Below are 14094 nucleotides of genomic sequence, written 5' to 3' on the forward strand. Positions count from 1 at the left end.
GGGCGGGGTGGGTGATCGCTCGCGCTTGGGGTTGGGGTTCGGGTCGGGCTTCAACCGTTTGATGCGCTCAGGCTCCTATGGAACTTGTTTTCTTCGTGGTCTATTTGCTCTGCCCCTGTCCGGGGCGGGACTCACTTTCTTTGCTGCTGCAAAGAAAGTAAGCAAAGAAAGCAGCTTTCCACCGCCAATCCTTGCCGTGCGCCGCCAGACCGCTCCCTCGGAGTGGTCCAACCGGGGGAGTGTCCTTAGCGGGGTTTCATCGTTGTTGGCATGTAGAAAAGGCGCGCACATCGCACCGCTACAGGGAGGGGAACAGCAGTCATTCATCCCTCATGGCACTTCGTGCCCGACGACAGGTTCGCTAAGCGGTGAATTGAAGAATGTGGCAAGCACGAACGCGGGATGTAGATGTGGCGACGAGTTTCGGGTTTCAATTTTGCCTGACGGGTGAGTGCGTAGCGCGAAGCCGGATGAATGACTGCTGGTCCACTTCGTATAGCGGTGCGACGAGCGCGCCTTTTCTACATGCCAACAACGATGAAACCCCGCTAACGACACTCCCCCGGTTGGACCACTCCGAGGGAGCGGTCTGGAGGCGCATGGCAAGGATTGGCGGGGGGAAGCTGCTTTCTTTGCTTACTTTCTTTGCAGCAGCAAAGAAAGTGAGTCCCGCCCCGGACAGGGGCAGAGCTAATAAACCAAAAACAAAACAAGTTCAGTAGAAGCGCAAAAACATCAGACGGTGTAAACACGAAAAAACCTCACCGCCGGCTACGCTGCAAAAAGGCCACAAAAATGATCACGGCGCCTTGCACCGCCGCATTCAGATACACACTGATGATGCTCGTCAAGTTCAGAATATTTCCGATCACCGACAGCAAAACCGCGCCGATCACGGTGCCAACCACGCGCCCTTCGCCGCCCTTGAGCGCCGTCCCGCCGACGACCACCGCCGCGATCGCTTCGAGTTCCCAGAGCAGGCCCGTCGTCGGAGTGGCCGAGCCCAGGCGCGGCACGTAGAGCACCGTCGCAACGCCCACGCACAGTCCAAGCAAGACGTAGGTCACGATCTTCACGGCATCGACGCGAATCGCCGCATAGCGCGCCACCTGCTCGTTCGAGCCGATCGCCTGGACGTGCCGGCCAAACACCGTGCGATTGAGCACGACCGTGCCGCCCGCTGCGACGATCAGGAACACCCAGATCGGCACCGGCACGCCGAACAGACTCGCGTAATAAACCGGGCCGTAGAGATCGGCGAGCGAATTGTCGAGCGTGAGCGCGCCGCCATCGGCAAGCCATGTCAATAACGCGCGGAACATGCCGAGCGTGCCAAGCGTCACGATGAACGGTTCGATGCGTCCCTTCGTCACGAGCAAACCATGCGCAAGACCGAAAAGACCCCCTAAAACAAGGGCTAGAACGATGCCGAGCGCGACGATCGTGAGCGGCGCGAACGTATGCCCGCCCATGCCTTGCTTGAGTCCGTTCATCATCCAGATCATCGTGCCCGCGATCAGCGCGGCCATCGAACCGACCGACAAGTCGATGCCGCCCGAGATGATCACGAACGTCATGCCGACCGCGATGATGCCGATGAACGAGGTTCGCGTGAGCACGTTCATCGCGTTGTCGAACGTGGCGAAGTCGCCGTTGAGCAGCGTGCCGCCGATGCACAGCGCGATCAGCCCGACGAGCGGCCCGATGCCGTGCAACCGCCGCGCGAAACTGCCGATGCGGCCGCTTCGTTCGGCGCCTTCAGTGTGTGCCGGTCGCATGCGCGATCAACCTCTCTTCGGTCAGGTGTTCGATGCCGAGCGTCGCAACCAGCTCGCCCGCGCGCATCACCGCGACGCGATGGCACAAGCCGATCAGCTCGATCAGTTCGGAGGAAATCACGATCACCGCGCGCCCTTCGGCGGCGAGCCGGTGAATCAGGAAATAGATGTCGCGTTTCGCGCCGACATCGACGCCGCGCGTCGGCTCGTCGAGCACGATCACGCGCGGATCGGGATGCAGGAACTTGGCAAGCGCGAGCTTCTGCTGGTTGCCGCCCGACAGCATGCGCGCGCGGCTCGCGAGATTGCCGGTGCGAATGCCGAAATCGCCGACCGCCTTTTTCAGCGCTTCGCGTTCGGCGGCGCCGTCGATGAACGGATGCGCGTAGCGTTCGAGCGTCATCATCGTGAGGTTGTCCTTCAGCGCCATGTCGACGTGCAGGCCGCGGCCCTTGCGGTCTTCGCTCAGGTACGTGATGCCGTGCTTCATGGCGTCGAGCGGATTGCGCGGCCGGCGCGCCCCCAGCGGCTTGCCGTCGAGCGAGATGCGACCCGCGCTGCGCGCCCGCACGCCGATCAGCGATTCGAACAGTTCCGTGCGCCCCGCGCCGACGAGTCCCGCGAAGCCGAACACCTCGCCCGCACGCACCGAGAAGCTCACGTTGTGCGCCCAGCCGGGCACACTGACGCCCTCCACCTGCAACGCGACCGGCGCATCGGCGGCAAGCGCCGGCTTGGCCGGAAACATGTCCGACACTTCGCGGCCGACCATCAGGTTCGCCATCTGGTGGCGCGTGAGTTCGGCGGTCGGCGCGCGGGTGACGAAGCGGCCGTCGCGCATCACGATCACTTCGTCGGTCACGCGCTCCACTTCGTCGAGCTTGTGCGAGATATAGACGATCGTCACGCCGTCTTCCTTCAGGCGCGCCATCAGTGCGAAGAGACGCTGCGTTTCGGCGGGCGTGAGCGTCGCGGTCGGTTCGTCCATGATGAGCAGGCGCGCTTCGCGCAGCATCGCCTTCGCGATCTCGACCAGTTGCTTCTCCGCGACGATCAGGTCGCGCACCTTCGTATCCGGATTCTTGTGCAGGCCGACATCGGTCAGGCGCGCACGCGCCGCTTCACGCATCGCGGGTTCGTCGAGCAGGAAGCCGCGACGCTTCTCGTGCCCGAGGAACATGTTCTGCACGATGCTCAAGTGATCGGCGAGATTCAGCTCCTGGTGGATCAGCACGATGCCGGCGCTCTCGGCTTCGCGCGAACTGGTGAACGCCGCCGGCACGCCGCCGACCGACATCGTGCCCGCGCTCGCGCGCTCGTAGCCGGCGAGGATCTTCATCAGCGTCGACTTGCCCGCGCCGTTCTCGCCGAGCAATCCATAGATGCGCCCGGGTGCGAGATCGAAGCTCACGCCGTGCAGCACGCGCACCGGGCCAAACTGCTTTTCGATTGCGTCGAAGTGCACGGCCAGGCTCATGTCACGCGCTCCTTCGCAGGATCAGCTGGTGCGGCAGCAGCACGCCGGGCACGTGCACCCTCGGTTCGCGCAGGCGCCTGAGCAGCAGATGCGCGGCCGTTTCGCCGAGTTCCTGCATCGGCTGCGCGACGGTGGTCAGCGGCGGATCGATGTGCGCGGCGACCGCGATGTCGTCAAAGCCGACGACCGCCACGTCTTCCGGCACGCGCAACTGGACGCCGCGCAGGCCGTTGATCACGCCGATCGCCAACGTATCCGAGACGGCGAAGACCGCGCTTGGCCGGTTGTCGCCGAGCGATGCGAGTTGCCGCGCCGCTTCTTCGCCCGCCGTGTAGTCGAGGCTGTCGAGGTCGATCTGCCAGGCCGGATGCGGCGCGATGCCCGCTGCGTGCAGCGCATCGCGATAGCCCTCGAAACGCTGCCGTCCGTACAGATAGCCGTGGCCCGAGTTGATCAGCGCAATCTTGCGATGCCCGCGTCCGATCAGGTAGCGCACGACATCGCCGGCAGCGGCGTGGTTGTCGATGCCGACGAACGGCACGCCCGCCGCCGGATCGAACTCGCAGCACGCGACCCACGGCAGCGCCGATGCCTCTTCGGCCAGCGCCTTCTGCACGGCGGCGGGATCGAGACAGATCGCGCCATCGGCACGGCGGCCGCGCAGCAAGTCGAAGTAGCTGCGCTCGCGCAAGGGGTCGGCGCCGGTGTCGCACAGCAGCATGAAATAGCCGTTCTGGCGCGCGACGCTGTCGATGCCGCGCACGATCGCCGCGTAGAACGGGTTGCCGAAGTCGGGAACCATCGTGAGGAGCAGGCGGCTTTCGGCCGTGCGCAAGTTGCGCGCGAGTTCGTTGATCCGGTAGCCGCTTTCCGCGACGGCGGCGAGCACTTTTTCGCGCGTCGGCTGGCGCACGTTGGTATGGCCGTTGAGCACGCGCGATACGGTCGCGACCGACACGCCCGCTTTCTCGGCGACATCGGCAATCGACACTTCCTCGATCGGGCGGGCTGTCTCGGAGACGGTCATCGCGGCCTGTCGCTGACGAAAATGTAATGGATTACATTATTGGATGTGCTGCGCTGCGTTAGCAACAGGAATCAGATAGGGACAAACGCGGAGAAGCAATTTGACAGGTCATGTCGATTTCTCGAGGTGCGGGCCGTCGTATTGTCGGGAGCGCTATAGTTCGCCCGCCGGAAGACTAACCAAAGGAGCTTTCAAATGAGATTCATGATGCTGATGATCCCGCACGGCTACGAGACCGCCAAGCCCGACGCCATGCCGAGCGCGGAAGCCGTCGCCGCCATGATGAAGTACAACGAGGAATTGCAAAAGGCCGGCGTGCTGCTCGCGCTCGACGGCCTGCATCCGCCATCGACGGGCGCGCGCGTTTCGTTCGAAGGCGGCAAGCCGCGCGTGACCGACGGGCCGTTCGCCGAAGCGAAGGAAGTGGTCGGCGGGTACTGGATGATTCAGGTGAAGTCGCGCGAAGAGGCGATCGAGTGGGCGAAGCGCTGTCCGGGTTCGGACAATGAGGTGATCGAGGTGAGGCAGGTGCACGAGATGGCGGACTTCCCGGAGGACGTGCAGAAGGCCGCCGCCGGGTTCGAGGAAATGCAGCGGTGCAAGAAGTAAGCGGCTGACTCTTGGCGCGGAGCCTGCCGGTCGGCAGGCTCCGCGTCGCTTCGTCGCTTAGTTCAAAGTTTCCAGCGCCAGCGCGATCCCCTGCCCGCCGCCGATACACAGCGTCACGATCGCGCGCCGTATGCCGTCACGGCGCATCGCATGGGCGAGGCGCGTCGTCAGCACCGCGCCCGTCGCGCCGATCGGATGACCATGCGCAATCGCGCCGCCATCCACGTTCACGATGTCCTCCGGCAAGCCGAGCTTGCGCGCAACCGCGATCGGCACCGCCGCGAACGCCTCGTTGATCTCGACGCGCTCCACATCCGCGAGCGACCAGCCCGCGCGTTGCAGCACCTGCTGCACGGCAGGCACCGGTCCGAGGCCGAACATGCCGGGCTCGACCGCCGCGATGCCGAACGCCACGAGCCGCACGAACGGCTCGATGCCGCGCGCATCGGCGGCTCGCCGGTCGGCAACCAGCATCGCCGACGCGCCGCTGTTCAGCCCCGGCGCATTGCCCGCGGTGATCGTGCCGTCGGGCCGGAACGCCGGACGCAAGCGGCCGAGCGTCGCGAGCGTCGTCTCGGGGCGCGGTTGTTCGTCGCGTGCGAACGCGATTGTCTGCTTGCCCGCCTTCACGTCGATACCGACGATCTCCGCATCGAACCAGCCGTTCGCCTGCGCCGTCGCGAAACGCTGCTGCGAACGTTCGGCCCAGCGGTCCTGCGCTTCGCGCGTGATGTCGAGTTGCGTGACGAGGTCTTCCGTGTGCCAGCCGGAATGCTCGCCGGAGAACGCATCGACGAGGCCGTCGCGCAGCATGCTGTCGTGGATCTCCGCGTTGCCCATCCGGTAGCCGTGGCGGCCGCCGTCGAGCAGATACGGCGCGCGGTCCATGTTCTCCATGCCGCCCGCGATGCCCAGTTGCGCGATGCCCGCCGCGATCTCAGTCGCGATGCTCGCGATTGCCTGCGCGCCCGAGCCGCACACGCGGTTCACGGTGAGCGCCGGCACCGCCACCGGCACGCCGCCCGCAACCGACGCCTGCCGCGCCGGATTCATGCGGTTGCCCGCCTGGATGACGTTGCCGAGCACGACCGAATCGATCGCCGACAGGTCGATGCCACCCGCGCGCCGCAGCGTCTCACGCACAGCGGCCGCGCCGAGCGCGGTCGCGGGGACGTCGCGGAACGAGCCGTTGAACGCGCCGATCGCGGTGCGCACCGGATGACACAATACGATTTCATGCGATTTCATGAGCTTCTCCCTTAGCGCGGAATGCCGGTCAGATAGAGCGGAGTGGCGGTCGAAAGCGACTCCTTCACCGCGCGCCCGGTTTCATCGACGAGCACTTCTTCCTGGTCCTTTTCCACCGCTTCCAGCACCTGACGCACGACGTGTTCGGGCGTGGTCTTCGGGGCATCGACGCCAGCGGTCATGTCGGTATCGATGTAGCCGGGATGGACGCCGACCACGAGCGTGCCCTGCTCGCGCAATTCCTGGCGCTGCACGTTGGTCACGGCCCACGCCGCCGACTTCGACACGCTGTACGCGCCGCCCGAGGGCAACGCGACCCAGCTCAGCACCGACAGGATGTTCACCACCGCGCCGCCGCCGTTGCGCTTGAGGATCGGTGCGAACGCCTGCGTCAGCGCCATCGGGCCGATCACGTTGACTTCGAAGAGATCGCGCACGCCCTTTGTCGAGGCCGGATCGATCAGCGCGCCGCGCGTCGTCGCGCCTGCGTTGTTGATCAGCACTTGCACGTCCGTATAGCGCTCGGCGGCTGCGGCGATGTCGTCGGGATTCGTCACGTCGAGGCGGATTGCTTCCACGCCCGCGAGCTTCACGCTCTTCGGATCGCGCGCAGCCGCATAAACCTTTGACGCGCCGGCTTCGAGCAGCGACTTCGCGAATTGCTTGCCGAGACCGCGATTGGCGCCGGTGACAAGTACGACTTTGCCTTTGATCTGCATGTGTTTCTCCATTCAACAGCTCGTTCGCTTTTAAAGTGCATATGCACCCAAGCGCTCAAAAAAAATGGACCCGACGCATGACGGGTCCTGTTTTGCTTTCCTTTTCAATCCGTCGTCGTCAACGCGAACAACGACTTGCGCAGTTCCCGGGCGCGCTCCTGCCCGAACTTCTGCTCGAATTCCGCCTGCGCCGCCCGCCAGTGCAACGCGGCCCGCGCGAGCGTTTCCTTGCCGGCGGCGCTCAGACGCAAACCGTGCGCACGCGTGCTGGACGACTCTGGCGCCGCATCGACGATGCCGTCCCGCTGCAACGGCTTCAGCGCGCGCACGAGCGTCGTGCGGTCCATGACCATCGCGTCGGCGAGATCGGCCATTTGCACGCCCGGCCTGCGCCCGATCGCCGCGACGATGGTGAATTGCGCGGCGGTCAGTCCGGCTTCGCTGAGATGGCGCTCGTACAACTGCGACACGTAGCGCGCCGCTTGCCGGATCGCGAAGCAGTTGCAGTCGATATACGTCGAGTTCGGGTTCGAGATTGAAGTGGAAGTCATGCAACGAGGATAGTAGTGCATATGCACTTTGTCAAGCGCGGCAGAAACCTGCAGTCGATGCCACCATCGCACGATTTGTCGCCTATGCCGAAATCCGCACTCGCCGTGCGACGAACAACCAAGACGCGGCGAATTTGGTTTTCTAAATTGCGCATAGCTGCCGGGCATCCGGTTTCGCGCGGGTTGGAGAGCAAAAAATCGTCCGCCTCGGTGCAAGCCCTGCTTGCGCCAGCGATGCCGGTCGTGTTCCAGTCGGTTGCCAACTAAAAAGGAGAGGAAACCATGCGTGTTCGTACGAGCTTGAAACCGCTTGCCTGGATGCTGGCCTGTGCCGCCGGCACGCTCGCCGTTGTGCCGCTCGCGGCCTCGGCGGAGGACCTCGCCGTCAAGGTCGGCTTTGCCGCGCCGCTCACCGGCGCGAACGCGGGCTACGGCAAGGACCTGCAAAATGGCGTGCAGCTCGCGCTCGACGAAGCCAACGCGAAGAACATCAAGATCGGCGGCAAGACCGCGCGCTTCGAGATCGCCGCCGAGGACGACCAGGCCGACCCGCGCGTCGGCGTGCAGGCGGCCCAGAAGCTGGTCGACGACGGCGTGGCCGTGGTGGTCGGCCATTTCAACTCGGGCACGACGCTGCCGGCGTCGCGCGTGTATGAAAACGCCGGCATTCCGATGATCGACCCGGCCGCGACCAATCCGACGATCACTACGCAAGGTTTCGCCAACGTGTTCACGGTGATTTCGAGCGACGCCCAGAACGCGGGCAACGCCGGCCTCTACGCCGTCACGACGACGAAGGCCAAGCGCATCGCGATCATCGACGACCGCACGGCCTTCGGCCAGGGCGAGGCGGACGAATTCGAGAAGGCGGTGAAGTCGAAGGGCGGCACGATCGTCGCGCGCGAGTTCAGCGACAACCAGACCGTCGACTTCAGCGCGCAGCTCACGCGCATCAAGGCCACGAACGCGGACCTGGTGTTCTTCGGCGGACTCGACCGGCAGGCGGCGGCGGTCGCGAAACGGATGAAGCAGCTCGGCATGAACGCGCAGTTCGTGGGCGGCGGCGGCGTGATGGACGCCGACTTCCTGAAGCTCGCGGGCGAAGCGTCCGAAGGCGCGCAGGCGTGGGAATACGGCAGTCCGCTGGAAAAGCTGCCGCACGGCAAGGCGTTCGACGAGAAGTTCAAGAAGCGCTACGGCGTCGCGATCCTTTCGTATGCGCCGTTCGGCTATGACGCCGCGTGGGCCGCAGTCCACGCGATGCAGAAGGCGAATTCGATCGATCCGAAGGTCTATCGCCCGGCGCTTCAGAAGGTATCGTTCGACGGCATCACCGGGCCGATCGCATTCGACGATAAAGGCGCGCTGAAGAATGCCTCGTCGACGCTGTATCAGGTGAAGAACGGCGCGTGGGTGCCGGTCGTGACGAAGAGCGGGATGTAAGCGCTCGAGTCTTGCTGCGCGGCTTGAACTGTCCTTCAAGCCGCCTGCAAGTACCCCGACAGCTTCGAACGCGTTTGCGCGGCTTCCCCTTCGAGCCACTGCGCGAACTGCTGCAACGCCGGCGACGGCGCCGGCCGCTCCGGATAGATCAGGTAGTAGGCCGCGCCGCTCGGCACGCAAAGCGAAAACGGTGTGATCACGCGCTTTGCCCGCAAATCCTCCTCGATCAGCGAAAGATCGCCGATCGCGACGCCAAGCCCCTGCATCGCCGACGAAATCGCCAGATCGAGCGTGTCGAAGTGCTGCGCCTTCGCCGACGGCAAGCCGCGATAGCCGTACGCGTCGAGCCAGCGCAACCAGTCGCGGCGGTCTCGGGTGGGATGCAGGAGCGTCTTGTCGGCGAGATCGTCGAGCGTCGCGGCGCGGCCCTTCTTGCCCTTCCACAGGCCGGGCGCGCAAACCGGCGTCAGGACTTCGTCGAAGAGATGATGGATCGTCACGCCCTTGAGGGCCGGCTTGCCGAAGACGATCGCCGCATCGAACTGCTCGGCATTGAACTCGATGCCATGCGACACTGCCGCAGTCACCTCCACCACCAGTTCCGGCCGCTCGTTTTGCAACCGGATCACGCGCGGCAGCGCCCAGCGCATCGCGCAGGTCGGGCATTTCACGCGCAACGTGCCCGACTGCGCGCCGCTCTTTTCGAGCGCCTCGGTGATCTGCGCGAATGCCTGCTGCAACGGCGCAAGCAGGATCGCGCCGTTCGGCGTCAGCGCGAGCCCGCGCGCCTGGCGCACGAACAGCGCGTAGCCGAGATGCGACTCCAGCCCCGAAATCTGCCGGCTGACCGCGCCCTGCGTGAGATTGAGGACGTCGGCGGCGCGCGTGAAATTGAGCTTCTGAGCGACGACCAGGAAAGTTTTGAGCACGTCGAGCGACGGAAGCGGTTTCATCGGGAAAGTCCCTAGTCATGATCGGTAATCATGGCTAGTATGACAAACTTTCGATTGTCCGCGCCTTATTGCCGCGGTTGAATCATCGAAACCGCCTCTGGAGCCGCCGTCGTGAAAAGTGCCTGGATTCCCCAATCGAAACTGCCGAACGTCGGCACCACCATTTTTACCGTGATCGGCCAGCTTGCCGAAGAGCATCACGCGCTGAACCTGTCGCAAGGCGCGCCGAATTTCGCGTGCGATCCGAAGCTGGTCGAAGCCGCGTCGCGAGCCATGCGGGCGGGACATAACCAGTACTCGCCGATGTCGGGCGTCGTCGCGCTGCGCGAAGCCCTCGCCGTCAAGACCGAGAAGCTCTACGGCGCGAAGTACGATCCGGGCACCGAAGTCACGGTGGTTGCGAGCGCGAGCGAAGGCCTCTATGCGTCGATCAGCGCGCTCGTGCATCCCGGCGACGAGGTGATCTACTTCGAGCCGTCGTTCGACAGCTACGCGCCGATCGTGCAGTTGCAGGGCGCAACGCCGGTCGCGATCAAGCTGTCGCCGGAGACGTTCCACATCGACTGGGACGAAGTCGCCGCGAAAATCACGCCGCGCACGCGGATGATCCTCATCAACTCGCCGCACAACCCGAGCGGCAGCGCATTCACGGCGCACGACGTCGAGCGTCTCACGGCGCTCACGCGCGACACGCAGATCATCGTGCTTTCGGACGAAGTGTATGAACACGTCGTCTTCGACGGCGCGCTGCATCACAGCATGGCGCGCCATCCGCAACTGGCCGAGCGCAGCGTGATCGTGTCGTCGTTCGGCAAGTCGTATCACGTGACGGGGTGGCGCGTCGGCTTCTGCCTCGCCCCCGCCGCGCTGACCGCCGAGATCCGCAAGGTCCACCAGTTCATGACCTTCTCCGCCGACACGCCGATGCAGATCGCATTCGCCGAAGCGCTCGCCGACGAATCCAGCTATCTCGGCCTCGGGCCTTTCTATCAGAACAAGCGCGACCTGCTCGCGAACGCGCTCGCGGGTTCGCGTTTTGAACTCTTGCCGAGCGCCGGCAGTTTCTTCATGCTTGCACGCTTTGGCGCGTTCTCCGACGAAACGGACAGCGACTTCGTGCTGCGCCTGATCCGCGAGGCGCGGGTGGCGACGATTCCGCTGTCGGCGTTCTACACCGACGGCACCGACAATCGCGTGATCCGCCTCTCCTTCGCGAAGGACGACGATACGCTGCTCGAAGGCGCGCGCCGCCTGTGCTCGATCTGACGCTCACGTTCCAACGCTCAAGAAAGGAAACCCACGATGATCAAACTGAATCACAAGCTGGCAGCGATGCTGGTACTCGCCTGCTCGTTCGGCAGCACCGCCGCCTTCGCCGCCGACACCCTGCGCTTCGGCCTCGAAGCGCAGTATCCGCCGTTCGAGTCGAAGTCGTCGACGGACGAACTGCAAGGGCTCGACATCGACGTCGGCAATGCCGTCTGCGTCGCGGCGCAGATGACCTGCAAGTGGGTCGAGACCTCGTTCGACGGCCTGATTCCCGCGCTGCAGGGCCGCAAGTTCGACGCGATCAACTCCGCGATGAACGCAACCGACCAGCGCCGCCAGGCGATCGATTTCACGACGGTCGTATATCGCGTGCCGACGCAACTGATCGCCAAGACGGGCAGCGGATTGCAGCCGACGGCGGCATCGCTGAAAGGCAAGAGCGTCGGCGTGTTGCAGGGGTCGATCCAGGAAACCTACGCCAAGGCGCACTGGGCCAACGAAGGCGTGAACGTCGTCGCGTACCAGGACCAGAACCAGGCTTATACCGACCTCGTCGCCGGGCGTCTGGACGGCACGCTCGTGCTGGCCCCCGCCGGACAGACGGGTTTCCTGTCGAAGCCGGACGGCAAGGGGTACAGCTTCGTCGGCGCAGCGGTGCGCGACGACAAGATCCTCGGCAGCGGCATCGCATACGGCGTGCGCAAGGGCGACGACGCGCTGAAGGCGAAGCTCAACGCCGCGATCGCCAAGGTCAAGGCCGACGGCACGATCGACAAGTACGCGAAGAAATATCTCGGCGACATCGACATCTCCGCGAAGTAAATCGCGGCGCGGTGCCGTGCAGCGTTTTATCGGCGCTGGCACACTGGCGGCTTGATCTCATCGGAACCGACGCATGAGCACGCCGCCACCGACCGCCGCCGCGCCCACGCCCGCACCGCAAGGTCCCGCCGGCGCGCAAGCGCCGCCGCCGGCTCCGCTGCAAGGCGGCCAGCTCGTCCTCGCGACGTTCGCCGTCGCACTCGCCACTTTCATGAACGTGCTGGATTCGTCGATCGCGAACGTCGCGATTCCGACGATTTCCGGCAACCTCGGCGTCTCGGTCAACGAAGGCACGTGGGTCATCACCGTGTTCGCCGCCTCGAACGCCGTCTCCATTCCGCTGACCGGCTGGCTTACCCAGCGCATCGGCCAGATCAAGCTGTTTGTCGGCGCCATCCTGCTGTTCGTGATCTCGTCGTGGCTGTGCGGCCTCGCGCCCACGCTGCCGGTATTGCTGGTTGCGCGCGTGTTGCAGGGCGCGGTCGCCGGGCCGCTGATTCCGCTCTCGCAGGCGATCCTGCTCGGCTCGTATCCGAAGGAAAAGTCGTCGATGGCGCTTTCGCTATGGGCGATGACCGCAACCGTCGGCCCGATTGCCGGTCCCGCGCTCGGCGGCTGGATCACCGACAGTTATTCGTGGTCGTGGATCTTCTACATCAACATTCCGGTCGGCCTGTTCGCGGCGGCGGTCACGTGGATCATCTACCGCAAGCGCGAATCGGCGACGCGCAAGGCGCCGATCGACACCATCGGGCTCGTGTTGCTCGTCGCGTGGGTGGCGTCCTTGCAGGTCATGCTCGACAAGGGCCGCGACCTCGACTGGTTCTCGTCGCCGGTGATCGTGGTGCTGGGCATTGTCGCGGTGATCGCGTTCGCGTTCTTCGTCGTGTGGGAATTGACCGATGCGAACCCGGTCGTCGATTTGCGGCTCTTTGCCGGACGCAATTTCTTCGGCGGGACGGTTGCGATATCGGTTGCGTATGGCGTGTTCTTCGGCAATCTCGTGTTGTTGCCGCAATGGATGCAGCAGTACCTGAACTACCGGTCGGTGGATGCCGGGCTGGTGACGGCGCCGCTTGGCATTTTCGCGGTGATCCTCGCGCCGGTGATGGGCAAGGTGCTGCCGCGCAGCGATGCGCGCGTGATCGCGACGATGGCGTTTGTCGGGTTCGCGATCGTGTTCTATATGCGCTCGAAGTATGTGATCGAGATCGACACCTGGCATCTCGTGTTGCCGACGCTGCTGCAAGGCATTCCGATGGCGCTTTTTTTCGTGCCGCTTACGTCGATTGTGTTGTCGGGGTTGCCGCCTTCGAAGATACCGGCGGCGGCCGGCCTGTCGAATTTCGCGCGCGTGTTTTGCGGCGCGGTGGGGACGTCGCTGTTCGGTAATGCGTGGGACGATCGGATCGCGCTGCATCACGAGCGGCTGACCGAGTTGGCGAATGTTTATAACCCGGCGTTCGCGCAGTCGGTGGGGATGTCGCAGGCGGTGTTGAACGTCAACGATGCGCAGGCGCGCGGGATGTTCAATTTTACGGTCAGCACGCAGGCTGCGATGATGGGCCTGAACGATATCTTCTTTGCATCGGCGGTGATTTTTCTGGCGATCATTCCGTTGATCTGGATTACCAAGCGGGCTCGGGGAGGGGGCGGCGGGGGCGCTGCCGCTGGAGCGCATTAGGGGCGCTGGCGCTTGGGGTCGGGGTTCGGGTCGGGGTTCGGGTCGGGGTTCGGGTCGGGGTTGGGGTCGGGCTTCAACCGTTTGATGCGCTCAGGCTCCTATGGAACTTGCTTTGTTTTTGGTTTATTTGCTCTGCCCCTGTCCGGGGCGGGACTCACTTTCTTTGCTGCTGCAAAGAAAGTAAGCAAAGAAAGCAGCTTCACAACGCAAATCCTTGCCATGCGCCGCCAGACCGTTATGTCGGAGTGGTCCAACCGGGGGAGTGTCGTTAGCGGGGTTTCACCGTTGTTGGCATGTAGAAAAGGCGCGCACGTCGCACCGCGACAGGGAGTGGATCAGCAGTCATTCATCCGTCATGGCACTTCGTGCCCGACGACAGGTTTGCCAATCGTGGTGAATTGAAGCAAGCGGCAACACGAACGTAGGACGTAGATTCAGCGATGGGTTTCGGGTTTCAGTTTGCCTGACGGGTGAGCGCGTAGCGCGAAGCCGGATGAATGACTGCTGGTCCACT

Annotated in this window: 13 protein-coding genes; 6 read left to right on the plus strand and 7 right to left on the minus strand. The window is 64.3% G+C overall.

Features of this window, described 5'->3' with window-relative positions:
- Positions 1–761 precede the first annotated feature (761 nt).
- The 3 genes from AWB68_RS21865 to AWB68_RS21875 are packed head-to-tail and all read right to left on the minus strand — an operon-like array spanning position 762 to position 4282.
- A complete protein-coding gene (locus AWB68_RS21865; RefSeq protein ID WP_087646435.1) occupies positions 762–1778 on the minus strand; it encodes an ABC transporter permease in 1017 nt (338 codons plus the stop codon).
- Positions 1759–3255 carry a sugar ABC transporter ATP-binding protein gene (locus AWB68_RS21870; RefSeq protein ID WP_087646436.1) on the minus strand — a complete coding sequence of 499 codons (1497 nt, stop codon included), beginning with the start codon at positions 3253–3255 and terminating at the stop codon, positions 1759–1761. The genes AWB68_RS21865 and AWB68_RS21870 overlap by 20 nt, the downstream gene beginning before the upstream one ends.
- Position 3256: 1 nt before the next feature.
- Entirely contained in the window at positions 3257–4282 is a 1026-nt protein-coding gene (locus tag AWB68_RS21875; protein WP_087646437.1) for a LacI family DNA-binding transcriptional regulator, read from the minus strand.
- A gap of 195 nt (positions 4283–4477) precedes the next feature.
- On the opposite strand from AWB68_RS21875, the gene AWB68_RS21880 reads away from it, so the two are divergent.
- Positions 4478–4891 (plus strand): YciI family protein, encoded by a 414-nt coding sequence (locus AWB68_RS21880; RefSeq protein WP_087646438.1) that lies wholly within the window; start codon positions 4478–4480, stop codon positions 4889–4891.
- A 57-nt stretch (positions 4892–4948) separates the two neighbouring features.
- Here AWB68_RS21880 and AWB68_RS21885 read toward each other — a convergent pair whose 3' ends face one another.
- The 3 genes from AWB68_RS21885 to AWB68_RS21895 form a co-directional block, all read right to left on the minus strand.
- The gene (locus AWB68_RS21885; protein ID WP_087646439.1) at positions 4949–6139 is read right to left on the minus strand and encodes a thiolase family protein; all 1191 of its coding nucleotides are present in this window, start codon (positions 6137–6139) and stop codon (positions 4949–4951) included.
- Between the two features lie 11 nt (positions 6140–6150).
- A complete protein-coding gene (locus AWB68_RS21890; RefSeq protein ID WP_087646450.1) occupies positions 6151–6858 on the minus strand; it encodes an SDR family oxidoreductase in 708 nt (235 codons plus the stop codon).
- Positions 6859–6962: 104 nt separating this feature from the next.
- Entirely contained in the window at positions 6963–7409 is a 447-nt protein-coding gene (locus tag AWB68_RS21895) for a MarR family winged helix-turn-helix transcriptional regulator (protein WP_087646440.1), read from the minus strand.
- Between the two features lie 21 nt (positions 7410–7430).
- Here AWB68_RS21895 and AWB68_RS46710 point away from each other — a divergent pair, with 21 nt between their 5' ends.
- Both AWB68_RS46710 and AWB68_RS21900 read left to right on the plus strand, forming a co-directional pair.
- Positions 7431–7676: a hypothetical protein gene (locus AWB68_RS46710; protein ID WP_125482997.1), complete on the plus strand. Its 246-nt coding sequence runs from the start codon at positions 7431–7433 to the stop codon at positions 7674–7676.
- A 15-nt stretch (positions 7677–7691) separates the two neighbouring features.
- Complete coding sequence (locus AWB68_RS21900; protein ID WP_087646441.1) at positions 7692–8852, plus strand: branched-chain amino acid ABC transporter substrate-binding protein; 1161 nt, start codon at positions 7692–7694, stop codon at positions 8850–8852.
- Between the two features lie 35 nt (positions 8853–8887).
- Here the strand turns inward: AWB68_RS21900 and AWB68_RS21905 are convergent, their stop codons facing one another.
- Positions 8888–9805, minus strand: coding sequence for a LysR substrate-binding domain-containing protein (locus tag AWB68_RS21905; protein ID WP_087646442.1), 918 nt, complete (start codon positions 9803–9805; stop codon positions 8888–8890).
- A gap of 111 nt (positions 9806–9916) precedes the next feature.
- Here AWB68_RS21905 and AWB68_RS21910 point away from each other — a divergent pair, with 111 nt between their 5' ends.
- The 3 genes from AWB68_RS21910 to AWB68_RS21920 all read left to right on the plus strand — a co-directional run bounded on the left by AWB68_RS21910 (position 9917) and on the right by AWB68_RS21920 (position 13580).
- On the plus strand, positions 9917–11071 hold the full coding sequence (locus AWB68_RS21910; RefSeq protein ID WP_087646443.1) for a methionine aminotransferase: 1155 nt from the start codon (positions 9917–9919) through the stop codon (positions 11069–11071).
- Between the two features lie 36 nt (positions 11072–11107).
- Complete coding sequence (locus AWB68_RS21915) at positions 11108–11896, plus strand: ABC transporter substrate-binding protein (RefSeq protein WP_200828757.1); 789 nt, start codon at positions 11108–11110, stop codon at positions 11894–11896.
- A 73-nt stretch (positions 11897–11969) separates the two neighbouring features.
- Entirely contained in the window at positions 11970–13580 is a 1611-nt protein-coding gene (locus tag AWB68_RS21920) for a DHA2 family efflux MFS transporter permease subunit (RefSeq protein WP_087646444.1), read from the plus strand.
- Positions 13581–14094 lie beyond the last annotated feature (514 nt).

This window comes from Caballeronia choica, from assembly GCF_001544535.1.
Taxonomy (GTDB): domain Bacteria; phylum Pseudomonadota; class Gammaproteobacteria; order Burkholderiales; family Burkholderiaceae; genus Caballeronia; species Caballeronia choica.